The 22,162-nt window shown below is 71.2% G+C and carries 26 protein-coding genes; 11 read left to right on the top strand and 15 right to left on the bottom strand.

Going from position 1 to position 22,162, the window contains the following annotated elements; genetic code table 11:
• Positions 1-4: 4 nt before the first annotated feature.
• From DU484_RS05755 to DU484_RS19425, 4 genes are read left to right on the top strand one after another with little or no spacing between them, the layout of a single operon-like run.
• Positions 5-724 carry an adenosylcobinamide amidohydrolase gene (locus DU484_RS05755; protein ID WP_114606718.1) on the top strand — a complete coding sequence of 240 codons (720 nt, stop codon included), beginning with the start codon at positions 5-7 and terminating at the stop codon, positions 722-724.
• Positions 725-750: 26 nt separating this feature from the next.
• Positions 751-1,383 carry a cob(I)yrinic acid a,c-diamide adenosyltransferase gene (locus DU484_RS05750; protein ID WP_114605353.1) on the top strand — a complete coding sequence of 211 codons (633 nt, stop codon included), beginning with the start codon at positions 751-753 and terminating at the stop codon, positions 1,381-1,383.
• 55 nt (positions 1,384-1,438) lie between these two features.
• Positions 1,439-2,848 (top strand): hypothetical protein, encoded by a 1,410-nt coding sequence (locus DU484_RS05745; RefSeq protein ID WP_114605352.1) that lies wholly within the window; start codon positions 1,439-1,441, stop codon positions 2,846-2,848.
• 39 nt (positions 2,849-2,887) lie between these two features.
• Entirely contained in the window at positions 2,888-4,405 is a 1,518-nt protein-coding gene (locus tag DU484_RS19425; protein ID WP_157969506.1) for a hypothetical protein, read from the top strand.
• Positions 4,406-4,475: 70 nt separating this feature from the next.
• On the opposite strand, the gene DU484_RS05735 is transcribed toward DU484_RS19425, so the two are convergent.
• Positions 4,476-5,915, bottom strand: a complete 1,440-nt coding sequence (locus DU484_RS05735) for a hypothetical protein (RefSeq protein WP_114605351.1) — start codon at positions 5,913-5,915, stop codon at positions 4,476-4,478.
• Between the two features lie 92 nt (positions 5,916-6,007).
• Here DU484_RS05735 and DU484_RS05730 point away from each other — a divergent pair, with 92 nt between their 5' ends.
• The 3 genes from DU484_RS05730 (at position 6,008) to DU484_RS05720 (ending at position 7,749) form a co-directional block, all read left to right on the top strand.
• Positions 6,008-6,781, top strand: a complete 774-nt coding sequence (locus DU484_RS05730) for a nucleotide-binding protein (RefSeq protein WP_114605350.1) — start codon at positions 6,008-6,010, stop codon at positions 6,779-6,781.
• Positions 6,778-7,314: a hypothetical protein gene (locus DU484_RS05725; protein WP_114585212.1), complete on the top strand. Its 537-nt coding sequence runs from the start codon at positions 6,778-6,780 to the stop codon at positions 7,312-7,314. Before DU484_RS05730 ends, DU484_RS05725 begins: the two co-directional genes overlap by 4 nt.
• A gap of 117 nt (positions 7,315-7,431) precedes the next feature.
• A complete protein-coding gene (locus DU484_RS05720) occupies positions 7,432-7,749 on the top strand; it encodes a HalOD1 output domain-containing protein (RefSeq protein ID WP_114605349.1) in 318 nt (105 codons plus the stop codon).
• Between the two features lie 52 nt (positions 7,750-7,801).
• Here the strand turns inward: DU484_RS05720 and DU484_RS05715 are convergent, their stop codons facing one another.
• The 3 genes from DU484_RS05715 to DU484_RS05705 form a co-directional block, all read right to left on the bottom strand.
• On the bottom strand, positions 7,802-8,725 hold the full coding sequence (locus DU484_RS05715) for a DUF7504 family protein (RefSeq protein WP_114585210.1): 924 nt from the start codon (positions 8,723-8,725) through the stop codon (positions 7,802-7,804).
• 64 nt (positions 8,726-8,789) lie between these two features.
• Positions 8,790-9,044 carry a hypothetical protein gene (locus DU484_RS05710; protein ID WP_114585209.1) on the bottom strand — a complete coding sequence of 85 codons (255 nt, stop codon included), beginning with the start codon at positions 9,042-9,044 and terminating at the stop codon, positions 8,790-8,792.
• 62 nt (positions 9,045-9,106) lie between these two features.
• Entirely contained in the window at positions 9,107-9,586 is a 480-nt protein-coding gene (locus DU484_RS05705) for a molybdopterin-dependent oxidoreductase (protein WP_114585208.1), read from the bottom strand.
• Positions 9,587-9,687: 101 nt separating this feature from the next.
• On the opposite strand from DU484_RS05705, the gene DU484_RS05700 reads away from it, so the two are divergent.
• Both DU484_RS05700 and DU484_RS05695 read left to right on the top strand, forming a co-directional pair.
• Positions 9,688-9,915, top strand: coding sequence for a DUF2249 domain-containing protein (locus DU484_RS05700; protein WP_114585207.1), 228 nt, complete (start codon positions 9,688-9,690; stop codon positions 9,913-9,915).
• Positions 9,916-9,993: 78 nt separating this feature from the next.
• Positions 9,994-10,269: a hypothetical protein gene (locus DU484_RS05695; protein WP_114605348.1), complete on the top strand. Its 276-nt coding sequence runs from the start codon at positions 9,994-9,996 to the stop codon at positions 10,267-10,269.
• On the opposite strand, the gene DU484_RS05690 is transcribed toward DU484_RS05695, so the two are convergent.
• The 3 genes from DU484_RS05690 to DU484_RS05680 all read right to left on the bottom strand — a co-directional run bounded on the left by DU484_RS05690 (position 10,201) and on the right by DU484_RS05680 (position 13,694).
• On the bottom strand, positions 10,201-11,826 hold the full coding sequence (locus DU484_RS05690) for a hypothetical protein (protein ID WP_114605347.1): 1,626 nt from the start codon (positions 11,824-11,826) through the stop codon (positions 10,201-10,203). The two genes, DU484_RS05695 and DU484_RS05690, sit on opposite strands and share 69 nt — an antisense overlap.
• Positions 11,827-11,908: 82 nt before the next feature.
• Positions 11,909-13,015: a S1C family serine protease gene (locus DU484_RS05685; protein ID WP_114605346.1), complete on the bottom strand. Its 1,107-nt coding sequence runs from the start codon at positions 13,013-13,015 to the stop codon at positions 11,909-11,911.
• Between the two features lie 43 nt (positions 13,016-13,058).
• Positions 13,059-13,694, bottom strand: coding sequence for a DsbA family oxidoreductase (locus DU484_RS05680; protein ID WP_114605345.1), 636 nt, complete (start codon positions 13,692-13,694; stop codon positions 13,059-13,061).
• Between the two features lie 138 nt (positions 13,695-13,832).
• Here DU484_RS05680 and DU484_RS05675 point away from each other — a divergent pair, with 138 nt between their 5' ends.
• Positions 13,833-15,065 carry an MFS transporter gene (locus tag DU484_RS05675; protein ID WP_114605344.1) on the top strand — a complete coding sequence of 411 codons (1,233 nt, stop codon included), beginning with the start codon at positions 13,833-13,835 and terminating at the stop codon, positions 15,063-15,065.
• 98 nt (positions 15,066-15,163) lie between these two features.
• On the opposite strand, the gene DU484_RS05670 is transcribed toward DU484_RS05675, so the two are convergent.
• The 7 genes from DU484_RS05670 to DU484_RS05645 all read right to left on the bottom strand — a co-directional run bounded on the left by DU484_RS05670 (position 15,164) and on the right by DU484_RS05645 (position 20,025).
• Positions 15,164-15,709, bottom strand: a complete 546-nt coding sequence (locus DU484_RS05670) for a halocyanin domain-containing protein (protein WP_114606717.1) — start codon at positions 15,707-15,709, stop codon at positions 15,164-15,166.
• Between the two features lie 195 nt (positions 15,710-15,904).
• Positions 15,905-16,126: a hypothetical protein gene (locus DU484_RS05665; protein ID WP_114585202.1), complete on the bottom strand. Its 222-nt coding sequence runs from the start codon at positions 16,124-16,126 to the stop codon at positions 15,905-15,907.
• A 75-nt stretch (positions 16,127-16,201) separates the two neighbouring features.
• Complete coding sequence (locus DU484_RS05660) at positions 16,202-17,608, bottom strand: cryptochrome/photolyase family protein (RefSeq protein ID WP_114585201.1); 1,407 nt, start codon at positions 17,606-17,608, stop codon at positions 16,202-16,204.
• A 43-nt stretch (positions 17,609-17,651) separates the two neighbouring features.
• Complete coding sequence (locus tag DU484_RS05655) at positions 17,652-17,942, bottom strand: hypothetical protein (protein WP_222844880.1); 291 nt, start codon at positions 17,940-17,942, stop codon at positions 17,652-17,654.
• A 97-nt stretch (positions 17,943-18,039) separates the two neighbouring features.
• A complete protein-coding gene (locus tag DU484_RS05650) occupies positions 18,040-18,357 on the bottom strand; it encodes a hypothetical protein (RefSeq protein ID WP_114585200.1) in 318 nt (105 codons plus the stop codon).
• On the bottom strand, positions 18,357-18,527 hold the full coding sequence (locus DU484_RS19420; protein ID WP_157969264.1) for a hypothetical protein: 171 nt from the start codon (positions 18,525-18,527) through the stop codon (positions 18,357-18,359). Before DU484_RS19420 ends, DU484_RS05650 begins: the two co-directional genes overlap by 1 nt.
• Before the next feature lie 79 nt (positions 18,528-18,606).
• The gene (locus DU484_RS05645; protein ID WP_114605343.1) at positions 18,607-20,025 is read right to left on the bottom strand and encodes a carotenoid oxygenase family protein; all 1,419 of its coding nucleotides are present in this window, start codon (positions 20,023-20,025) and stop codon (positions 18,607-18,609) included.
• 103 nt (positions 20,026-20,128) lie between these two features.
• On the opposite strand from DU484_RS05645, the gene DU484_RS05640 reads away from it, so the two are divergent.
• Positions 20,129-20,986, top strand: coding sequence for an aldo/keto reductase (locus tag DU484_RS05640; protein ID WP_114605342.1), 858 nt, complete (start codon positions 20,129-20,131; stop codon positions 20,984-20,986).
• A gap of 41 nt (positions 20,987-21,027) precedes the next feature.
• Here DU484_RS05640 and DU484_RS05635 read toward each other — a convergent pair whose 3' ends face one another.
• A complete protein-coding gene (locus tag DU484_RS05635; protein WP_114605341.1) occupies positions 21,028-22,125 on the bottom strand; it encodes an NADH dehydrogenase subunit in 1,098 nt (365 codons plus the stop codon).
• Between the last annotated feature and the right edge of the window lie 37 nt (positions 22,126-22,162).

Genomic DNA, 22,162 nt, shown 5'->3' with positions numbered 1-22,162 from the left:
CGCCGTGTTCACCGCGACGGTCCGTGACGGGGTCTGTCGCCTCACCCACCCCGACACGCGCTGGCTCTCGACCGGCCACGCCGGCGGCGAGCATCGCGCCCCCGCGGCCTACAACTGCACCGTCCCCGAGGGGTGGGACCGGACCGACCTCGACGCCTACGTCGCCGAACGCCTCGCCGCGGCGGGCTTCGAGGCCGACGGCCCCGCGCTCCTGACCGGCGTCGACCAGCGACACGCCCGCCGGGCGCGACTCGGCCCCGTCGAGGCCGTCGCCACCGCCGGCGTCTCCAACCCCGCCGCCCTGCCGGTCGACGGCGGGGAAGCCGACGCCGACCGGCACGCCGGCCGCGGGGGCGACGACCCTACCCACCACGCCGGCACCGTCAACGTCGTCGTGGGGACGACCCGCGCGCTCGCGCCGGGGGCGCTTCCGAACCTCCTGACCGTCGCGGCCGAGGCGAAGGCGGCGACGCTGCTCGAACTCGTCGGCGTCCCGGGGACGACGACGGACGCCGTCGTCGCGGCCTGTGACCCCGCCGGCGATTCGGTCCCCTTCTCCGGGAGCGCGACGGCCGTCGGCGGAGCCGCCCGGGCCTGCGTCCGCGACGCCGTCGCCGCCAGCCTCCGTTCCCGCTACCCCGACGACGAGTACGAACGGGAATCGGGAGTCGTCACCGACGAACGGGCCACGGTGTCGAAACTTCACCCCTCACCGGGCGATTGAAGGCCGCGCCGGGTCGACGGGCAGGCATGACCGACGACGATCACCCCACCCCACAGGCGCCGCCCGAGTTCGGTCTCGTGCAGGCCTGGTGGGGGGACGGGAAGGGCAAGACCACCGCGGCCCTCGGGATGGGCTTTCGCGCCGCCGGCCACGGCTACCGCGTCCACCTGCTCCAGTTCATGAAAGGCGGCGCGGCGAGCGTCGAGGGCGTGCGTGGCGAGTACGCGGCCATCGATCAGGTCGCCGGCTTCACCTACGAACACAGCGGCCACTACGGCTGGCACGGCTTCGCCGACGGGAGCGACGACGCCGACCACGCCGCGAAGGCGCGGGGCGGCCTCGAACGCGCCCGCGACCTGATCGAGGGGGCGCGCGACGCCGACTGCTCGGCGCCGCTCCCGCTCGACGGCGACGCCGCGGATGGCGTCCACATGCTGATCCTCGACGAGATCCTGTACGCCGCCAACCGCGGGCTGATCGACCCCGACGACGTGGTCGCCCTCGTCGAGTCGAAGCCCGACGGGCTGGAACTCGTCTGCACCGGCGGCCACGAGCGCCCCGACTACCTCGCCGACGTCGCCGACCTGGTGAGCGAGGTGCGAAAGGAGCGCCACCCCATCGACGCGGGCCAGCGAGCGCGGAAGGGGACGGAGTTCTGATCTCGCTGCCGGGTGACGCGCCAAGCGTTTTGCCGATCCCTCCCTTTCGGCGAGTATGGTACGCGCACCCGGCGAGCCGTTCCGTGACCGTCTCGCCGGCCTCGACCCCGAGACGCTGACCGCCTTCGTCGCGGCCGTCTACGACGCCCGCGGGTGGACGGTCACCGACGAGGGCGGCGACGGCGAGACGCTGGTGTGGCCGCCCGGCACGGAGCGGCCGCGACGGCTCGCGGTCCACGCCGAGGACGATCCGGCCGTCACGCTCCGCGACGACGCTGGCGACGACGCGACGACCCTCGACGCCGCCGATCTCCGGCGGATGGTTCGGTACGCCCTCGACGACGAGGACTGGATCCGGCTGTGCCGCGAGTTCTTCGAGTGCGACCCCGAGGCGGTCGTGCTGTCGGCGCCGACAGCCGAATCGACGCCGACCGACACGGCCGGGACGGATCGAGGCGGGACGGAACGGCAATCGGCGGTGGACGACGGGGCGGAAACACCTCGGGACGACGAGCCACGAGGGGCGCCGGACACCGACGCCGCAGCCGCGGCCGCTCGGACCGGCGGCGAGGAAGGCGACGACGACGGCACGGCCGCCACTTGGTCGGCGACGCGCGTGGTCGCCGCGGGGCTGGCAGTCGCACTCGTCGTCGCCGGCGTCGTCGCGGCCGGGCCGGCGCTCACGTCGTCGTCGGGATCGGGCGGGGACGGCTCCGCCCTCGGCGACGACAACGGAACCGAGACGGAGAGCCCGAGTACGGTCCGTCCCGCGGCCCCGCCGGACGTGATGGACCGCGAGGGGCGCCCGGTCGCACCCGGCGGGGGCGAGGAAGTGTCGGTGCCCGAACCGCGACCGCCGGGCGTCGGCACCGGCGGCGTCGACAACGTCTCGGAGATGATCGCGGCCCACGAGGCGGCGCTGTCGAACCGCTCGTATCGCCTGTCGGTCGATCACCGCGAGTACGCCGACGGGCGGCCGACGGGAGTCGTCCGGGAGCGGACCGTCGTCGAGTCGTCCACGCGCTATCGGTCCGACGTGACGTGGATGGGCGTCGTGCGACAGACTCCGTCCGCGGTCGGTGACGCCTCGACGTACGCCGACGGGAATGGGCTGTACATCAGGCTGAGCCAGGAACCGGGGTCGACGATCATAACCTACGCTGACTCGGACCGTGACCGATTCGCCCGTCGAACCGTGTCTTACCTTCGGGAGACGGTTTCGGGAAGCGACCTCCGGATCGTCGATGCCGTCCGGCACGACGGCACGACCTGGATCTGGATCACGGTCGGTCGGGACGACGCGGTCGGGAGCCTCCTCGTCGACGAGGACGGCCTCGTCCACGAACTCCACTACGAGTACACGCACCGTCCCTCGGACGGCCCACCGGTCCACGTCGAGGTCACGATGCGCGTGACACCCGCGAACGTGACCGCCACGCCGCCGCCGTGGCTCGACCGCCGGTGAGGGCTGAAGAGTTTTGCGTGGCAGGCCGTATGGGACAGTATGACATCTGTGCCGGGACCGGCGTTCCGTGACCACCTCGCGGAGCTGGACCGCGAGACGGCCACAGCGTTCGTCGCGGCAGTGTACGACGCCCGCGGGTGGACGGTCAGTAGCGGGGACGAGGACGGCGACGTGGCTCTGCTGGCGACGCCGCCGCAATCGGACCACACGCGGCGACTCGTCGTTTGCGTTGGTGGAACGGCCGACTGCGATGGGGAAGCAGGGATCGACAGAACCGTCGTCGACGCCGCGACGCTCTACGAACTGTTGGCGTACGCGCTCGACCCGAGCGACCGACACCGGCTGTGTCGTACGTTCTTCGACCGCGAGTTCGAAGCGATCGGTGCGCCGCCCGCGGCAGCGGAGCCGTGGGATCGGGACGACTCGGCGGGCACCGCGTCGCCGGAGCCGACCGTCGCCGGAGCAGCGGGGAGCGCCCGCGACGCGGGGACGACGGACACCGACCCGTCCGCCGCCGCCGACGCGGGGGACGCGGCGGAAACCGCCGAGCAGACGGCGGGACCGGACGGGGACGAGAGCGAGAACGCGGTAGCGGAGGCGGACGCGGAGGGTTCGGCGACGGCCGCGGCGTCGACGACGCGACAGGAGCGCCTCGTCCGGGCGGCGGGCGTCGTGGTCGCGCTCTCGCTCATCTTCGGCGGCATCGTGACCGCCGCAGGGCCGGCGCTCACGGAGTCGGCGGCCACGGCGTTCGGCGGCGACGAACCGGCGAGCGACGACGGCTCGGCGGCCGGGAACCAGTCGGTCGACGTCGACGCGCCGCCGGGACTCGACGGGAACGGAGTCGGGCACGCGGGACGACTCGCCGACGCGCACGAGGCGGCGCTCGGCAACCGGTCGTTCCGGCTCCACATCGTCCATCGCGAGTTCGCCGACGGCGAACTGCGCGGCGTCGCCACCGAACGCGCCGTCGTCACGGCGTCCGGGCGCTACCGATCCGAGACACAACAACTCGGCCAGGTCGACTACGCGTCGGAGGTGATCGGCGACGGAGCGACGTACTCGAACGGGGTGCGACGCTACGTCCGGTCGCACGACGTCGGCGACGCGGCGGGCGAGAGCCCGCGGCTCCAGTTGCGCACCACCATGACGGCGGCGGACCCGAACCGGGTCGTCGACCGAACCGAGCGGTACGTCCAGTGGTATCTGAGCGTCGAGTCGTCGCGGCTCGCCGGCACCGTCGAGCGCGACGGGACGACGCTGTACGTCCTCGACTTCGAGCGAGACCCGTGGTCCGGCGCGACCGACGTCTCGGGGCGAGCGCTCGTCAGCGAGACGGGCATCGTCCGCGAGATTCGGCGGTCGTACGTCCCGCGTAGCGATCAGTCGGTGCGGGTCGAGACGGTCATCCGGATCACGCCCGGTCCGGTGGAGGTGACGCGGCCGGGGTGGGTCCCGCCCCGCGAGCCACGACACAGAGGGATAGACGAGGGATCGGCGCCCGCGCGCGCCGCCCCCACGGAACCGGACGCCCGGCCGGCCGAACGGCGGGCGTGAGACGCCACGCGATCACCCGACCGCCGACCGCGGGTCACGCGGACGGGCGGCGGCGTTCGACGACGCCCGATCAGCGCCACGGCGGCGGCGATGCGGTCACGTTCGCCGGTCGAATGCGAACCGTCGTGACGGTGCGGACCGTCGACGCCTCGGCGGGAGGGTAGGCGTACTCGTGTCGAACCTCGTGGACGAGGCCGTGTTCGTCGACGAGGACGCTGTCTATCGCGTCGGTCCCCCCCGGTGGTCGGCGGCGGAGGTCGATCCAGACGTACGTCGTGCCGTCGCGCTCGAAGGAGCCGACGATGGCGGCGTCGTCGACGTCGAGTACGTCCCGGAGGTGCGTCGCGGTGCGGTTCGCGAACGGGTCGACGGCGGAGTCGGCGGTGACGCTCCGCCAGCCCGGCCCCCCGGCCGCCCCGGACTCGTTCCCCCGCTCGGTGAACCGGATCGTCCCGTCGGCGTCGGTGTCCGACGTGAGTCGGACGAACCGCGTCGTGCCGTTGGCGTACGTGGAGACGGTGCCGATGGCCCGCGGCTCCTGTCTGAACGTGCCGATCACGCGGACGTCGGAGCGGTACCGTGCCGGTCCCTCGACGACCGTCCGCTCCCTGGCGACGGCGGTCGGTCGACCGCCGACGAACTCGCGGGCGACGACGGAGAGCCGATAGGAACGGCCGTCGAGCGCCGCCTCGTGGGCCGCGACGAGCGCCGACGCGTTCTCGATGCCCGAGGGACCGACGCCGGGTGGGAATGGCCCGTCGACGGCCACCGTTCCGGCGGCGGCCGGGGTGGGCTCGTCCCCGTCGTCGACCGTCGGACCGGCGTCGCCGTCGGCGGTCGGGGTCCCGGTCGACGCGTTCCCGCCGACCGCCGCGTCGGGGTCGTCACCGTCCCCGCTCGACGGCACGAGCGTCGGCCCGACGGCGACGGCGACGCCGCCGACCACGAGCAGCACCGCCACGGCGACGGCGAGGCGACGCCCGAAGCGACGCGACGGGTCGGCGACCGGCGCGTCGTCCCGGTCGGGCGCGTCCGACGCCACGTCGGATACGTCGGACGACGGGGTCGGGGCGGACGCGGTGGCGGCGACGGGGGACTCGGACGGACTCCCGGCTGCTCCCGACGGACCGGCCCGGCCGTTCGATCCCTCGAACGCCGTCGGCTCACGGTCGAAGAACTCCCGGAACAGGCGGGTTCGAGTGCCGTCGTCGACGGCGTAACGGAGCAGTTCGAGGATGTCGGCGGCGTCGAGGAGTCGGTCCGCGTCGGCGTTCGGATCGCCGGCGAGCGTCGGCACGACCACGCGGTCGGCGTCGACCGACCGGGGGTCGGCGGGATCGACGGCGAGCCGGCGCCAGTCCCGCTCTCCGTCGGGCCTGACGAGTACGTCGTCGCCGTCGCGCTCGGTCGTCCACCCGCGGGCCTCGTACACCGCCGCGACGAAGGCCGTCAGTTCCTCGGCATCGAGGCCGCGGAGCAGCTCCCGAAACGCCGCAGGACCGGGAAGCATACCCGGCGAAGGGGGCAGATCGATAAAACGCTTTGCTCGGCCGGCGAAGCCACCCCGAACGTTTAATCCGGGGGCGCAGGTACTCCGTACCGATGGTCGAGGCGTTCGCCGTGGCGAGCGGCAAGGGCGGGACGGGCAAGACGACGAGCACGCTCGCGCTGGGGATGGCGCTCGCCGAAACCCACGACGTGACGGTCGTCGACGCCGACACCGGCATGGCGAACCTGCTCTTTCACACCGGCCTCGACGACGCGGCGGTGACGCTGCACGACCTGCTGGTCGAGGGGGAAGACGCCGCCGTCTCGGCGGCCGTCTACGAACGCTTCGGAATGAAGGTCGTCCCTTGCGGGACGAGCCTGGCTGCCTTTCGGGCCGCCGACCCCGAACGCCTGCGCGACGTGGTGGCGGAACTCGCCGCCGACACGGACGTCCTCCTGCTGGACTCGCCGGCGGCGCTGGGATCGAAGAGCGCGGTCCTGCCCATCGTGCTCGCGGACCGGACGGTGATCGTCCTCCAGCCGACGATTCCGGCGCTCTCGGACGGACTCAAGGTACAGGAGTACGCCCGGTCGTACGGGACGGAGACGGCGGGGACGCTGTTCAACCGCGTCCGCGACGACGAGGGGATCGACCGCGTGGCCGAGCAGGCGGACCGCTACTTCGGCGGGGAGACGCTGGGGGTGATCCCGGAGAGCGACGCGGCCCGTGCGGCCCGCGCGGCGGGCGAACCTCTCCTGGCGCACGCACCGGACACGCCCGCGTCGCAGGCGTTCCGCGAGGCGGCGAGACGACTCGACGTGCGCGACGAGGCGAGCGGCGACGTGGCCGACCGCTTCCGGAGCGCCGTCGTCCCCGAAGAGGTATGAAGATACCCCGTGGCGACCTGCTCCGCTCGCGGGTCGTCGACGACCCGGGGGCGACGCTGGCGACGGCGCTGGAGCGACGCCTGACGGGTTACGCCGTGTTCGAACCACAGGACGCCGTCCTCCTCGGCGACGAGCGCCGCGGCGTCGTCACCTTCGAGGACGGGGTGCCCGTGCTGGCGTACTGCACCGACACCGACCGGGGCGGCGCCGACGCCCTCGCGGACGTAGCGAGTCCCGGCCCCTACAGCGCCGAACTCTACGAACTCGACCGGGACGCGCTGGCCGAGGCTCACGAGGCCGACGAACTCCGCGTCTCGCCGGGACTGCCTGCGGAGCGCCTCGGCGCCGACAGGACCCTCGTGACGCGAACCCGCGACGCGGCGCCCGACGACCGACTCGGCGCCGACGACACCGACGCCGTCGAGGCGTTTCTGGCCGACGAATCACAGATCGAAGCCATCCGCGAACAGGCCCGCGAGGAGGCCCGCGCCCGCGCCGAGGAGTGGGGACTGACCGACGCGCTCGACGACTGAGGGTTCGAGATCGTGTCAACCTAAAAACACACATGGGCTGCGACCCGCGGCGGTCGAAACACACCCATCTTTAATATTGATTGAAATGAAAGGGTGGGTATCAGCAGCCGGATCACTATGGAAAACTCACACACAGGATCGGATCGTCCGTCGACGAACGACGATTCCGAGGACGGAGTGTACGTCGTCAACTACTACGAGACCAGCGACATCGAACTGAGCGTCACCGTCGTCCACGCGGTTCTCGAAGTGACGGGGAAGGAACCGACCGATGTGGACCTCAACGCGGTCGTCCAACCGGATGCGCTGAACCGCATCTTCAGCCCCAAACACGACGGCGAACCTCGAGAGGGCGGGCGGATAGAGTTCGACCTCGCCGGATGCCACGTGACGGTCACTGGCGACGGCGAGGTGCGGGTCGACGCGGATCCGTAATCGGCGTCGCCCGGGGACCACCGGAACTGTACCCGGTCGTGGGCGTTTTTCGTCATCCGTCGTCGTCGAGCGGCGCGGTCAGATATCGTCGGAGACGGTCGGCGGACCAGTTGCCGTCGGCGAGTCGCACCCGTTCGGCCGACCGGTCGAACGTCACGATGCCCGCCTCGGTCAGCCGTGGGAGGTGGACGGACGCCAGCGCAGTGTAGGCGCGGGTGTGCTGGGTGTCGGTCGGCTCGTCGATGTCGTTCTCCCAGCGCGCGAGCCGTGTGGCGAGGCGGTCCAACTCGAGTGTCGGTTGGTCGAGCAGCGACCGCAACACGAACCGACGCCGGCCGTTCGCGAGCAGGGCGTGGAGTTCGTCGTCGTCGAGCGTCCGCGTCGTCGTGGCGTCGACGACCCGGCCGAATAAGGGACGGTACGTGTTGATGGTGCGCTCGTCGGTCGTCGACGGGTCGAGCCGAACGACCACGTCGGCCGCCGACTGGTCGACACTCTGGACCAGCAGGTGGAGGAACTGGAAGGTGGACTCGACGCCGTTCGCGTCGACGAATGGGTCGAGGGCGTCGACGTAGACGAGCGTCTCCCGGTCGGTGTCGACCCAGTCGTCGAGATAGAGGGTGACCGCGGTGCCGAGTCGGCGCAGATCGGCCGGGTCCGACATCGACGTGACCGTGATGTCGCCGCCTGAGAGCGGCTTGCGCGACGGCGTCCCGCTCGGCGCGGCCGACGCCGACCGGTCGAACTCCGCGTACGTGATCACCCCGAGCGCGGCGGGCAACGTGCCCGCACGCCGTCGCCACTCCTCGACCACCTCCCGCATCGACCGCGACGCCGAGACGACGAGGACGTTCGTCGACTCGGGAGCCACGTCGAGGGCTGCGTCGGACGACGGATCGTCGTCCAACAGCAACGTCGCGGTCGGCCGGCCATCACCGCCACATGCGTCTGCTTCGCCGCCGTTGACTCCCCCCATACTGACTGTCAATTCCTCGTTATCACGGCGCCGATATAAAGATACGGTGGACGCGTTCGGCGGCTCACGCCCCGTCGTCGCGACGGTCGAGCGGCGTCCCGTCGCGCGGGCAGTAGTCGAAGCCGGGGTCGCGCGTACTGAACCCGCACGCCGGACACTCCCGGACGGGCGGCGCGTCGCCACCCCGTCGCCACAGGAGCGGGACGAACGGGAGGAGGAGAAAGGCAACGAAGGTGTCGAAGTAGTACCACGCGGCGACGCTCACGGCGAGGCTCACGACCAGTCCGGCGACGGCCGTCGCCGTCCGCGACCCGACCATGCCCGCGGTTGGCGCGTCGCGGCCAAGTGCGTGGCGGTCGTGATGACTTACAAGAAACCGTATCAGTCGTCGGCCGGCACCCGGTCGCGGGCGGTGTCGTCCTCGGTCGGAGGCTCCGTCCGAACGTCGATCCGGGAGACCCACTTGATCCGCTCCCAGCAGTCGGCGTCGTCGACGAGGAGGCGGACGGGACCGCCCCGCTCGGTCGGAATCGGGTCACCGTCGAGACGTACCGCGAGGAGGGCGTCGCGGAGGCGGTTCAGGTCGAACCCGCAGGCGAAGTCGGGGTCGGCCGAACTGACCAGCGCGTGCGAGGCGTCGGCTCGGGGGCGCGATCGGTCGAGGAGGGTGCCGACGCGGACGCCGCGCCACCGATCCGGGGCGGTCGTCTCGCCCTCACAGCCCGTCGCCACCTCGGCGGACACCGTCTCCAGCGCCGCGAGGTCGCTCGCCCGCACCGACTGCGGATCGGCGACGGCGCCCGTCAGGGTCACCGTCCAGCGGGCGGGGTCGGGGTCGGCCGGTGGGTCGGAGTGTGCCATAGTTGGGACAGACGCCACACGGGCAAATGCCTTCGGCCGACCCGTTCGGGCCGAACACGTTCGGGCCAACCGACAGGGGCGGGCGGCGTCTCGCATACCCCATGGACCGACTGGATATCCGTGACCTGCCGCCGAGCCAGCGACACGAGACGATACACGAGGCGTTCGACGAACTCGACCCTGGCGAGCACCTGACCATCGTCAACGACCACGACCCACAGCCGCTCTTCTACGAGTTCCGGGCCGAACGCGACGCCTTCGACGCCGACGGCTACGACGTGGAGCGCCGCGGCCCCGAGGAGTTCGTGGCGACGCTCCCCAAGAAGTGACGGGGTGAGCGGGCACCTCCGTCGAATCGCACCGAGCCGAAAGATACACCCGTTCCTAATTAGATGTAATTAGCACGGATGACCGATTCGCGCGTTCGTTCGACGCCCGAGGTGCCCCGGCGCGTCGACTACCTGCTCGCGGCGATGGGGTTCGCCCTCTTCGGCGGCCTCGCCGTCGGCGTCGTCTCCGCCGCCTCGCTCGAAGTGGCGGCCGGGGGCGGCTCCGCCCTCGCGGCGTGTCTGCTCGCCGTCGGGCTGGTTCGGTATCCACGGCGGTCGCTCCCGTCAGCCGCCCCGTCGTCTCGCCGCGACGGCCGCGACGACGGCGGCGACCGGAACGCCCACGGCCAGTAAGGGAACCTCGAACGGTCCCACGAACGGGACCGGGAGCGAGACGTTCGCCGAGAGCACACCCAGATTCGGCGTCGGAACGACGACGCCGACGAGGGGGAGCCGCACGCCGCTCGACTCGTTTTCTGCCGGTTCACCGGCGTCGGCGTCGCTGGTATTCGACGCCTCGACGCGTTCGCTGCCACCGTCATCGCCGCCGCTAGTGCCCCTTGTGGGCGTCGCCGTCGGGTCGAGGGCGCCGGCGACGGTAGCGTTCGTCAGGTGTTCGGCGCCGCTGGCGTCGCGGACGCGAACCCGAACCTGCGTCTCGTCGGACGCGGCGTCGAGGCGGGTGTCGAAGGCGCCCTGGTCTCCGAGTTCGACCGGCCGGATGTCGACGATGCGACCCGTCTCGGGGTCGACCGCCTCGACGCTGACCGTGCGGACCTGCCCGTCGACGACGCGGCCCCCGACGGCGACGGCCCGGTCGTCGACGTAGCCGGTTCGGCCGTCGTCGACGGTGACGTTCGGCGCCAGGAACGTCGACAGAGAGTAGTTCCACGTCCGCTCGTTGCCGGCGGTGTCGTTCGTCCCGAGGACGAGATGGTCGGTTCCGGCCGGGTGATAGACGGTCGTATCGATCGTCACGTTCCGGCGGTCGGGATTCGGGGCGGTCGACGCCGGGAAGACGATGGGGTGGCGCGTGGGGTTGGCGTCGGTGTTGGTGGCGTTCGACCGCAAGACTGCGGTGTCGTTCCCCTCCAGCCAGACTGACTGGACCTGCACGCGGTCGGTCGCCCGACCCTCGATGTGGAGTCGGGTCGGCGACAGCCACTCCACGTCGGTGATCGAGAGTGCGGGCGCCCGCTCGTCGTCGACGGCGATCGTGAACTCGTGATCGCGGACGTTGCCGACGGCGTCCTCGGTGAACACGGTGATCCGGTTGCTGCCGGGCACGAGCGCGAGCGACTGCCGGAAGTCGGCACCCGGCGTGGGGAGGAGATGCTGCGCCGTGCCCGTCCGCTCGGTGCCGTTGGCCAGTTCGTATTGGTACGTGTGGTTGATACGGACGGCTTCGACGGCCGAGAGGTCGCGGAGGTTTCCACCGACGGAGACGTTCCCCCGGTTCACCGTCAGTTCCGTCGGCGTCGTGTCGTCGTCCGCAGTCGACGCGTTCGACCCGAACGGCGTCGTGTAGTCGACGACCGGCGCCTCGTCGTCTTTGATCACCGTCGACTCGTGCGTGGCGACGCCGTCGGCCCGCGCGACGACCGTGATCCGATGGGGACCCGTCTCCAGGTCGAGCGTGACGCTCCGGTCGAAGCGCTCGCTCCCCGGCTCGAAGGCGTGGCGGGTGGTGCCGTCGACCCGGATTTCGACGAGCGACACCGGCGAGTCGGCCGACACCGCCACCCGAACCAGCGGGTCCGTCGGCGTGTGGTGGGTTTCACCGAGGTCGAGCGGGGCGGCGTCGACGGTGACGTCGACCGTCGGCGAGTCCGAGTCGGCGGCGACGGCCGGCGAGAGGGCGCCGACACACACGAGCAGGGCGGCGACCACGGCGACGATGCGTTCGTCCATGAGCCGTCTCCGGTCGGGGTGTTGCGGTGACGACTTATGAGTGACCCGGCCCGATTATCAGCGGGTGTATCGGCGGTCGTGGTCAGGACGGCTGCGACGGGCGCGATCCGAGTTCGACCTCCACGGTCCGCTCCGCGCCGTCGCGCAACACGGTCATCGAGACGGTGTCGCCGGGGCGGGTCTCCAGCGCGAGATAGCTCCCGAGCGCCTCCGTCGTGTCCGTCGGCGTCCCGTCGATGGCGAGCAGTACGTCGCCGCCGACGGGGGAGCTCTCGCCGTTCACCACCTCCGCGTCCTCGCTCGGCTGGAGGACGCCGGCCGCGGGACCGTTCGGCGCCACGTCGATGACGAGCAGTCCCCGCGGCTCGTCGAGCCCGTTGGCCTCGGCGACGGCCGGCGTCACCGTATCGAGGGCGACGCCGACGAACGAGTGCTCGTACGATCCGGTCTCGATCAGTTCGGGGAGGATCCGACGAGCGAGGGCGGCGGAGATGCCGAACGCGATGTTGTCGCCACCGCCGGAGTTGATGACGGCGAGCACCCGGCCGTCGAGGCTCATCAGCGGCCCGCCGCTGTTGCCGGGGTTGACCGCCGCGTCCGTCTGGATGGCGTCGGGGATGCTGAACCCCGTCGGCGCGGGAATCGATCGGTCCGTCCCGCTGACGATGCCGGTCGTGACCGAGCCGTCGAGGTCGAACGGGTTGCCGATGGCGACGACCTCCTGCCCGATGGTCGCGGGCGTCTCCGCGAGCGTGAGCGGCGTCGCCGCGTCCGGCAGGTCGCCAGCCTCGATCACGGCGAGGTCGCTGTTGCGGTCGGTGCCGACCACCTCGCCCGTGTACCACCGCCCGTCGCGGGTCCGGAGGTCGACGGCCGTCGCCTCGCCGACGACGTGGGCGTTGGTGACGACGTGGGCGTCGTCGTACACCCACCCCGTGCCGCTCCCCTCTTCGGTCCGGACGAGCAGCACCGAATCGATGGCTTCGCGGTAGACGCGCGTGTACGGGGTCGGTCCGGTCGTCGTCGCGTCGGCCGACCCGTCGCTCCCATCGGCGGCCGACCCGTCGCTCCCGGCGGCGGCCGATCCGTCGGCACTCGGGGCCGTCGATCCACAGCCCGCGAGCCCCGCGGTCAGCGCGATGGCGCCGGCGCGGAGGAATCCACGCCGGCTCGCTCCCTGATCGCTCATCGGTCGATGTGAGGGATACGGGGGGGAATAGGTTGGGGTGGGGTCAGTTCCCTTCGACCAGTCGCCGCAACTGCGCCGGCGGCACCGCGCCCCGCGCCGCGTGACCGTCGTAGGCGAAGGTGGGGACGCCGGTGACGCCCTGCCGCCGCGCCGCGTCGAACAGGTCGTCGATTCGGGAATCGAGCGCCGCGTCGTCGAGGGCGGCGTCGACGACGTTCTCGTCAAGCCCCGCCGTCTCGGCGCAGTCGACCAGCACGTCGCGGTCACCGATGTCGCGGCCGTCGACCCACAGCGCCTCGAAGACCGTCTCGTCGAACGTCAGCCACGTCCCGTAGGGTTCGCTCTCTTTCACGTGCAGGGAGACCACCTGCGCCGGCCGCGAGTCCACGTCCGTCGCTATCTCCTGGGCCATCTCGGCGTCGTACTGCTCGCGGAGCCGGCGGACGTTCTCGCGGGCCTGTTCGTAGTAGTCCGCGTCTTTCCCGTCGTCGACCGAGTGGTCGATGTCGCCGTCCGGACCGCGTTTTTGTGCGCGGAGGTCGAACGGTCGCCAGTCGACTTCCAGCTCCGCCTCGCGCTCGTCCTGATACCGGCCGAGGGACTGCCGTCCGAGATAACAGAACGGACAGACGTAGTCGGAGTAGACGGTGATGCGCTCGCTGGCCTGCGTGTCGCTCATGGGAGTACTTGCTGGGGACCGGACAAAAGAGCGGCCCGGTCGTGGGCGGCCGACGCACGACCCGGAAAAATCGGATGGCTTTATCCGTCGGTCGGCGAACGGGCGACCGATGCAAGGGGGCAGGGTGGCGGGCAGCGGATGATCGGCGTCGAGCGCAGCCGCGACGCCGTTGCCCGGGTGCGGACGGCCGCGAACGAACTCCGTGGCGACGGGCGGGGGTGGGTGCTGGTCGTCGTCGCCGTCGGCTGGGCGCTCGCCATCGGCGTTCGCCTCGTCTTCCCCGCGCTCCTGCCGGCGGTGCGCCGGAGCTTCGGGATGAGCCTCTCGACGGCCGGGTTGCTCATCACCGTCCTGTGGGGCGCGTACGCGAGCATGCAGTTCCCGGGTGGCATCCTCGCCGACCGGTACGGCGAACGGGCCGTCCTCGTCGCCGCAATCGCGCTCGGCGGACTGGGCGTCGTCGCCGTCGCCGCCGCGACGACGACGGTGACGTTCTTCCTCGGCACCGTCGGCGTCGGCGTCGGGGTGGGGCTGTACGGCACCACCCGGCTCACCGTCCTCTCGGACGTGTTCACCGACCGCACGGGCACCGCCATCGGCATCGCGCAGGCGACGGGCAACGTCGGGACGATGGCCCTCCCGCCGCTCGCGGCGACCATCGCCGCCGCCGTCGGGTGGCGACTGGGGTTCGGCGCGCTCGTCCCGGCGTTCGCCGTCGTCGCCGTCGCGCTCGCGCTCGTGATCCCACGACGCTCCGGCGACGCCGACGCGCCGCCCGTCCGACCGCTGTGGGCGGACGTTCGGGCGGTCGGGCGCGCCCTGACGACGCGGGCGCTCGGCCTCGGCACCCTGTGTATGATCCTCATGATGTTCGTCTATCAGTCGTTCACCGGCTTCTACCCGACCTACCTGGTCGTCGAGAAGGGGCTGAGCGAGAGCGGGGCGGCGACGATACTCGGCCTCTTTTTCGCGAGCGCCGTCGTCGTCCAGCCCATCGCCGGCGCGGCGCGTGATCGCGTGGGGACGCGGGTCACGATGACCGCCATCCTCGCCGGCGCCGTCTGCGCGCTCGTCGCCCTGCCACTGGCCGAGAGCCGCGCGGGAATCCTGGCCGTCACCCTCCTCGCGAGCACGCAACTCGCCTTCTGGCCCATCGGCAACACCTACATCGTCGAGACGGTGCCGGACGAGGCGAAGGGGACGGGCTTCGGGCTGGTTCGGACCGGCTTCATCGGCCTCGGCGCGAGCGGGCCGGTCGTCGTCGGCGCACTCGGCGACGCCGGGCGGTTCGACGCCGCCTTCTTCCTCCTCGCCGGCGTCGCGACCGTCGTCCTCGCGCTCGGCCAAGTGTTGCCGCCGGTCGGACGATAGTCGCGTTCGTAAGTCATCACACATCGGATCGCAAGGCTGCGTGCGATCCGACGTGCAAACAGTTCCAAACGCGACTATAGCATCCTCGTGAGCCGCGGTCACTCCACGACGACGACGCCTTTCATCCCGAGGGTCCGGTGGGGCGTGCAGACGTACGTGTACGTCCCCGACTCCGAGAACGTATGCTCGAAGGTGAATCCTTCCTCGGCTGAGAGGTCGCTCTCGAAGCCGCCGCTCTCGGCGGCGACGTTGTGCTGGGCGCCCTGGCCGGTCCACTCCCAGACGACGGTCGTCCCGGACGAGACGCGGACCGCCGGCGGGCCGAACGCGTACGCGCCGCCGTTGCCCTCGGCGCCGACGGCGACGGTCACCTCGTCTCCCCCCGTCTCGTCGACGACGCCGTCGTAGTTGCCGACGTTCTCCATCCAGCCATCGAAGCTGGGGGTGCCGCCGCCACTACCGCCGCCCCCGTCGCCGCTCTCCGTCTCCGTGGCCGTTCCACCGTCGCTCTGACTCTCACCGCCGCCGCCGTCGCTCTCGCTCCCCCCGCCGCCACCGCCACTACAGCCGGCGAGTGCCGTGAGGGCGAGCGTACCTGTCGACAGGACCACCGACCGACGTGTGCAGCGCTTGGATTCGAACATCTTCCCACGTCGCTCCTGGCACCGCTCGGACGCGAGGGTTCGGCCGAACAGGTTCGTGGCGGTCGCCGGGCGGTGGGAACGCGCCCGCGGCGTCACGACAGCCGGTGATACTGCCGGCTGTAAGTCGATCACGAGGTCCGTCACCCCGGGATGACGGACATCGTGAAACAGATACAGCCGACAGTATGCGGAGTATCAGTCCCAGTCCTCGTCGTCGTCGAGCAACCCCATGTCCTCGGCGACGAGGTCGGCGAGGCTCTCGACGATTGCGGGGTCGATTTCCGCAATCGCCTCGCCGTCGTGGACGTTCTCGTTGTGTCGATCGACCGCCTCGGCCACGTCCGGGAGCGGCACCCGCGTCGTCGTCTCGCAGGCCGAACAGACGATGGGCACCGTTGGCTCGTCGTCGCTGGTCATTGGTGTGCAACGCGCACACCTCCGTATAAAATGATCGGTGAGCCGACGTGAGCCGGCGTCCGGTGACCGACGGCGTTAGTCCCCGTCCTCGCCGCGCGCCCGCTCGAACATCGCGAGCGCCTGCTCCCGGCGTTCGCTGTGGTCGACGATGGGGTCGGGATACTCGGGGGCCGTCCGCCGACGCTGGGTCGGGGAGAGCTCGTGCCAGTCGTGGATCAGGTCGGCGTCGACACCGCGGAGTTCGGGGACGTACCGCTTGATGTACTCGGCGTCGGGGTCGTGACGCTCTCCCTGGGTCATCGGGTTGAAGATGCGGAAGTACGGCTGGGCGTCGGTGCCCGTCGACGCCGCCCACTGCCACCCGCCGTTGTCGTTCGCGGGGTTGTGGTCGACGAGTTTCTGCCGGAACCAGTCGTAGCCCTCGCGCCAGTCGAGCAGGAGGTCCTTCGTGAGAAAGGAGGCGACGATCATCCGCACGCGGTTGTGCATCCACGCCTCGCGGCGCAACTGGCGCATCCCCGCGTCGACGATGGGGTAGCCCGTCTCGCCGTCCTGCCACGCCCGCAGGGCGTCGGGGTCCTCGCGCCACTCGATGGGGTGCTCGTAGTCGCGGTAGTTCTCCGTCACCACCTCGGGGTTGAAGTAGAGGACGTGGTGGTAGAACTCCCGCCACGCGAGTTCGCCGCGGAACGTCTCGACCGACTCGCGGGCGGCGTCGTCGGGGGCCCCCTCGCGGGCGCGAACCACCCGGTCGTGGAGGGTGCGCACCCCGACGGTGCCGTGGGTCAGGTGCGCCGAGAGCCGTGAGGTGGCGTCGGCCGCCGGGTCGTCGCGGGCGTCGTCGTAGCGGTAGATGTCCTCGGCACAGAAGTCGTTGAGGCGGTGGCGGGCCTCCATGTAGCCGCCGGGCGGAATCTCGGCTTCCGGCTCGTCGAATCCTAGGTCGTCGAGGGTGGGGATCGGGGTGTCCTCGTCGGGGGCGGCGAGGCGGTCCGCACCCGGCGCCTGCACGGACCCCCGCTTCTCGCGGTCCTGCCACTTCTTCCAGAAGTAGCTGTAGACCGAGTACGGCTCCCCCTGGTTCGTCGTGATCGATCCCGGTTCGTGGTGGAGGTGGTCGTGGACGACGTGGGCGTCGACGCCCATCCCGGCGAGTCGTTCCTCGACTCGGTCGTCCCGGCGGCGGCCCAATCCGGAGTAGGCCTGCGCCCACGACACGCTGTCGGCGTCGTAGTCGTCGGCGAGACGGGCGAGTTCGTCCGGTGCGCGGCCGCGAACGACCACCAGGTCGCTCTCGCGCTGGCGGTACCAGTCCCTGAGGGCGTCGAGGCTGTCGAGGACGAAGGCCACCCGCGGGGGCGCGGCGTGGGAGAGAATCCGGGGGTCGAAGACGTACACCGGGAGGATCGGATCTTCGGCCGGCGTCACCAGCGCGAGGTTGTCCGACGGCCGGAGGTCCGTCCGGTGCCAGTGGAGGCGCATACCGGGCGGTAGGAACGGGTCGTGATAAAGGCTCGACCCGCGGTCAGCGTCGCGACGCCACTTCCCGGGCCATCGTCCGGCAGTGTTCGGCGGCGGCGGGCGCGTCGCCGTCGAGGGTGGCGAGTGCCCGCTCACAGCCGTGCAGGAGGCGGGATCGGAACTCGCCGTCGGGGAGTTTGTTCGTCGCCACCGTCTCGGCGCTCGTGAGGATCTGCCGGGCGGTGTCGGTCGGCGACCCCTCGGCCGACGCCGCGTCGCCGTCGAGCACCCGCGCCCCCTTCTCGAACAGCTGGCCGAGAACGTCCATCACGTCGCCGGAGAACTCGCTTTGCACGTCGCCCCGTAGGGCAGGGAGTCAAAAGACGCCGTCGGTCGGGTCGACCAGCGCCGTCGCTCGGACGGGGAGCGACGAAACCGCGTCGGTGACCGAGTCACTCGACGCAGACGGGGTCGCAGGCCTCCTCGTCGTCGACCGGCGGACCGGGCGGCCGGACGGTGTCGCAGAGCGAGGCGGCGAGCGACCCGCCATCGTAGAAGTCGACGCCGACCTCGACCTCGTCGTACACCTCGGCGTCCGGAACGGGGAGCGGCACCGTCGGCGTCACCGTGATCCGGTGACGGTCGCCGCCGACGGCCTCGGCGTCGACGGTGTAGTCGCCGTCGGGGAACCACTGTTTCGGCCAGCGGGCCACCTCGTCGAACGTCCCCGGCTCGACGCCGGCCGCGAGGAGGACGATCTGTTTGGGCATCAGCGGCCCCGCTCCGCCGCCGTCGCCGCCCAGTAGCCCCGGATCGCCGACGCGTCGAGTGAGGGATCGCTCGGCCGTTCGGCGGCGGTCGACGGGAATCGGCCAACTGTACCCGCGGCCACCGTCGTTCCGACGGGCCCGAGCATCGTTCGCCGTGGTACGTGTCGCATGATGGTCGCCGTCCTGACGCGTGGAGGTGCGAGATGAACGTATCGGCGGAAATCGCCGGAAGAAGGTGGAAAGTGGTGCTCAGTCGGCGGCGAAAAATCGCCCGTGGAAACCGAAGGGAACGGCGTGCGGGAGCGGCGCTCGCGCCAGCAGCGACAGCGTCTCGGCGTCGAAGACGAGGAGGACCGACCGCTCGGCGTCGGTGTCGAGGGCGGGCGCGAGGACGACGCCCGCGTCCTCGGCGTCGGCGCCGGGTCGCTGCACCATCCGGGGTTCCTCGACGTAAACGCCGCGCGCCCACCATTCGGTCGCCATCTCCCGTTCGAGGTCGACTTTCACGAGGCCGTTCGCGCCGCGCCGGTCCGTCGCCTGTGCGTAGGCGTAGCGGTAGGGTCGCGTCCGCACGGATCGGGGGACCGTCGGGAGTTCGCACCCGCCGTCGTAGCGGCGGGCGCGGGTCACGTCCGGATCGGTCGCCGTGGGCTCGAACCGAAAGCGGTCGAGGCGACCGTCGGGCGCCGCGGCGAAGGCGTCCTCGGCCAGCGTCTCGAACGCGAGGGCGTCGACGATGCTCGCGTCCTCGAAGGCGACGAGGTCCATCACCACCTCGTCGTCGGTCTGGTAGGCGTTGACGTGATGGAAGGTGAAGAAGGGGGGAACGACGGGATCGGCGACCAGGTCGCCCGTCTCCCGGTCGACGACGACGAGGCGGGTGCCCCGGTCGTCGTCGTAGTGGAGCGCATCGAGGAAGCCGTCGCCCCACGGCACGAGTATCCGCCACAGGTCGATCCGGAGCGGCGTCTCGACGAGGACGACGTAGTCGCGGGTGACGGCGCAGTCGTGGACGTAGCCCGGCCCCCGTGCGCGGACCGACCCGATCCGTCGGCGCGCTGCCGTCCCCGGATCGACGGCGTAGACGTGATACTGAGCTCGGCGGCCGAACTGGAGGCCGAACCCGACCGTCTCGCCAGTCCGGGGGTCGACCGTCGCGTGCGCCGTCGACAGGTGGAGGGTGAGGTCGTCGGTGAAGCGGAACTCGCCGCGGGTCGCCAGGGTGTCGGGATCGAAGGCGATCCGCCGGGGCGCCTCCGTCTGGGCGACGTAGTGGTCGCCGAAGCGGACGACGTTGACGTTGGCGTTGTCGGTCGACTCCGGCGGGCCGAGCGCCCGGAGCCAGCGGAGCGCCCGCCGGACGGGACTCGGTCCGGACGCGAACTCCGCGGTCCGTTCGCCACGGGTCGCGGCGTCGTACGCCTCGGTCCGGAGGAAGCGGTTCGTGTAGCGGACGGCGCCGTCGGCGACGGCGTACTTCCGGAGCATCGCGAGGCCGTCGAACCAGTGGGTCGCGCGCTCCCCACCGACCTCGAACCGACCAGGACCGTTGCGGATCAGGCGACCCGAGAGCCAGTTGGGGACGGTGCCCTCGACGGGGAGCCGGCGGTCGCTGAACTCGCGGTCGACCGACCGGAATCCCAGTTCGTACGCGTTCGGCGTCGACACGCCGGCCGTTGGGTGGCGGTGCGTATGAATCCCCGACTCGATTCGACTCGACTCGACTCGACCGCGCCGTCACCCTTAGGCCGACCGCGCCCCGTGGGACTCCATGACAGCGGACACGGTGACCGTCGGCGGCGTCGAGGTGCCGGCGGTCGGCCTCGGGACGTGGCGCCTCCGCGGCGACGACTGCCGCCGGGCGGTCGAGACGGCGCTCGAACTGGGCTATCGCCACGTCGACACCGCACAGGCGTACGGCAACGAGCGACGGGTCGGAGCGGCCATCGAGTCGAGCCCGGTGGACCGCGACGACGTCTTTCTCACGACGAAACTAGACGGTGGGAGTCGGCGGAACGGGGCGGTCCAGCGCTCCGTCAGGGAGAGCCTCGACCGACTGGGTACCGACTACCTCGACTGCCTGCTCGTCCACTGGCCGAACGACAAGCCGCCGTTCTCGCCGGTGCGACTGCCCGGCGGCCCGCCGCTGGCCGAGACGCTGACGGCGATGAACGAACTCGTCGACGAGGGGTTGGTCCGGCACGTCGGCGTCTCGAACTTCGACGTGCGCCGCCTCGACGAGGCGCGACGGCTGTCCGACGCCCCCATCTTCACGAACCAGGTGCAGTTTCACCCCTACTGGGACCAGCGACGCCTCCTGTCGTACTGCCGGCGCAACGACGTGTTCCTGACGGCGTACAGCCCACTGTGTCACGGGGGCGTCCTCGACGACGACGTACTCCGGAGGGTCGGCCGTCGCTACGGGAAGACGGCCGCGCAGGTGGCGATCCGGTGGGCGATCCAGCACGAAGGGGTCGCGACCATCCCGAAGGCGACGAGCCGCGACCACCTCGCCGCGAACCGCGACGTGTTCGACTTCGCGTTGACCGAGGCGGAGATGGAGCGGATTCGGCGGCCGTCGAAGCTTCGAACGTTCGCGGGGTTCGCGCGGTCTCGACTGCCGGTGTAACGGTCCGACGGCGCCCCGGCGTGGCGGACGGCGCGTGCCGTCTACACCGGACAGACGTCGAAGCGGATGTCGATACGGCTCTCGAACACGTCGGTCACGATGCCGTCGATGGGTGCGTGGTGGGCGTTGCTGATGCCGTCACCGGGGACGGCGATGGGCTCCCGTCGCTTTACGCGGTCGCCCGGCGACACCAGGGGGTCGGCCGGTTCGACGGGACCGATCGCCGGGTTGGCGGCGAGTGGGACGCCGACGGCGTCGGGGTCGAGTGTCGTCGGCGTCGTCTCGTGATCGCCGCCCCAGTCGCGGGCGTCGAGCACCTCGATTCGCCCGTCGCCGTAGGTGTTGGCCGCGACGGTGTCGGCGTCGAGGACGAGGATGGCGTTCGTGCGCTTCGAGACCCGGAACTCGGCGGGCGTGCCGTCGGTCCGGAACGACCACCCCGGGCCGCCGTGGAGGAGCACCTCGGCGTCCGAGAGGGAGCCGATGGGGCGCCCGGCCGCGTCGAGGAGGTCGGCGGCGGGCGTGCCGATCGGCACGTCGAGAAAGCGGTGCTCGGGGACGTTGCCGGCGACGTGGACGTACGTCCGCGTCGTCGGGATGTCGCGGTCGAGCGCCCGGTACGCGTTCCAGAGCGTCTCGGTGTTCTGGACGATCCAGCCGTGATCCATGGGGAGGTCGTCGCCGCGGACGACGGTCCCCGTGGCGACGTTCAGGAGGATGCTCTCCATGCCGTACTTGTACTCGTCGTCGGTGTACGCGAACACCACCCCCGACTCGTCGTCGGCGTCGACCGGGAGGTCCTCGGGGAGATAGACCGTGGCGTCCGTCACCGCCTCCAACCCCCGTGTCCAGTCGCGATGTTTCAGTTTGGGCGTCACGACCACCGTCTCGAACGCCGACCCGAGCAACGCCTCGAAGAGGGCGGCGAACGCGTGCGCCCGCTCCCTGCCGAGCCACCGATCCATGTAGTAGATCGGTTCGCTCTCCTGGTGGTTGACCAGTAAGTGATCCACGTCGTCGAGCCGCCGCCACTTCGCGTGGGTCGGAAATCCGGCCCCACCCGCCCCCGCGACGCCGGCGTCACGGAGCGTCGTCGCGATCTTCGGCACCGCCATGCCGTCGAGTTGCGAGAGACTCATTCCCACACTACCACGAGTATTGTTAACGAACAACCAT

The organism is Haloplanus rubicundus (assembly GCF_003342675.1).
GTDB classification, from domain to species: domain Archaea; phylum Halobacteriota; class Halobacteria; order Halobacteriales; family Haloferacaceae; genus Haloplanus; species Haloplanus rubicundus.
The sequence above is the reverse complement of the archived record's forward strand: the minus strand, read 5'-3'. Positions and strand labels throughout refer to the sequence as shown.

Bases quoted from the DNA above. Each gene is read 5' to 3' on its own strand.
- DU484_RS05675 (WP_114605344.1), top strand. From the start codon at position 13,833: ATGATCGGCGTCGAGCGCAGCCGCGACGCCGTTGCCCGGGTGCGGACG.
- DU484_RS05695 (WP_114605348.1), top strand. From the start codon at position 9,994: ATGACCGATTCGCGCGTTCGTTCGACGCCCGAGGTGCCCCGGCGCGTC.
- DU484_RS05735 (WP_114605351.1), bottom strand. From the start codon at position 5,915: ATGCTTCCCGGTCCTGCGGCGTTTCGGGAGCTGCTCCGCGGCCTCGAT.
- DU484_RS05680 (WP_114605345.1), bottom strand. From the start codon at position 13,694: ATGAGCGACACGCAGGCCAGCGAGCGCATCACCGTCTACTCCGACTAC.
- DU484_RS05700 (WP_114585207.1), top strand. From the start codon at position 9,688: ATGGACCGACTGGATATCCGTGACCTGCCGCCGAGCCAGCGACACGAG.
- DU484_RS05725 (WP_114585212.1), top strand. From the start codon at position 6,778: ATGAAGATACCCCGTGGCGACCTGCTCCGCTCGCGGGTCGTCGACGAC.
- DU484_RS05650 (WP_114585200.1), bottom strand. From the start codon at position 18,357: ATGCCCAAACAGATCGTCCTCCTCGCGGCCGGCGTCGAGCCGGGGACG.
- DU484_RS19420 (WP_157969264.1), bottom strand. From the start codon at position 18,527: ATGCGACACGTACCACGGCGAACGATGCTCGGGCCCGTCGGAACGACG.
- DU484_RS05705 (WP_114585208.1), bottom strand. From the start codon at position 9,586: ATGGCACACTCCGACCCACCGGCCGACCCCGACCCCGCCCGCTGGACG.
- DU484_RS05665 (WP_114585202.1), bottom strand. From the start codon at position 16,126: ATGACCAGCGACGACGAGCCAACGGTGCCCATCGTCTGTTCGGCCTGC.
- DU484_RS05730 (WP_114605350.1), top strand. From the start codon at position 6,008: ATGGTCGAGGCGTTCGCCGTGGCGAGCGGCAAGGGCGGGACGGGCAAG.
- DU484_RS05720 (WP_114605349.1), top strand. From the start codon at position 7,432: ATGGAAAACTCACACACAGGATCGGATCGTCCGTCGACGAACGACGAT.
- DU484_RS05690 (WP_114605347.1), bottom strand. From the start codon at position 11,826: ATGGACGAACGCATCGTCGCCGTGGTCGCCGCCCTGCTCGTGTGTGTC.
- DU484_RS05710 (WP_114585209.1), bottom strand. From the start codon at position 9,044: ATGGTCGGGTCGCGGACGGCGACGGCCGTCGCCGGACTGGTCGTGAGC.
- DU484_RS05685 (WP_114605346.1), bottom strand. From the start codon at position 13,015: ATGAGCGATCAGGGAGCGAGCCGGCGTGGATTCCTCCGCGCCGGCGCC.
- DU484_RS05660 (WP_114585201.1), bottom strand. From the start codon at position 17,608: ATGCGCCTCCACTGGCACCGGACGGACCTCCGGCCGTCGGACAACCTC.
- DU484_RS05640 (WP_114605342.1), top strand. From the start codon at position 20,129: ATGACAGCGGACACGGTGACCGTCGGCGGCGTCGAGGTGCCGGCGGTC.
- DU484_RS05750 (WP_114605353.1), top strand. From the start codon at position 751: ATGACCGACGACGATCACCCCACCCCACAGGCGCCGCCCGAGTTCGGT.
- DU484_RS05715 (WP_114585210.1), bottom strand. From the start codon at position 8,725: ATGGGGGGAGTCAACGGCGGCGAAGCAGACGCATGTGGCGGTGATGGC.
- DU484_RS05670 (WP_114606717.1), bottom strand. From the start codon at position 15,709: ATGTTCGAATCCAAGCGCTGCACACGTCGGTCGGTGGTCCTGTCGACA.
- DU484_RS05745 (WP_114605352.1), top strand. From the start codon at position 1,439: ATGGTACGCGCACCCGGCGAGCCGTTCCGTGACCGTCTCGCCGGCCTC.
- DU484_RS19425 (WP_157969506.1), top strand. From the start codon at position 2,888: ATGACATCTGTGCCGGGACCGGCGTTCCGTGACCACCTCGCGGAGCTG.
- DU484_RS05635 (WP_114605341.1), bottom strand. From the start codon at position 22,125: ATGAGTCTCTCGCAACTCGACGGCATGGCGGTGCCGAAGATCGCGACG.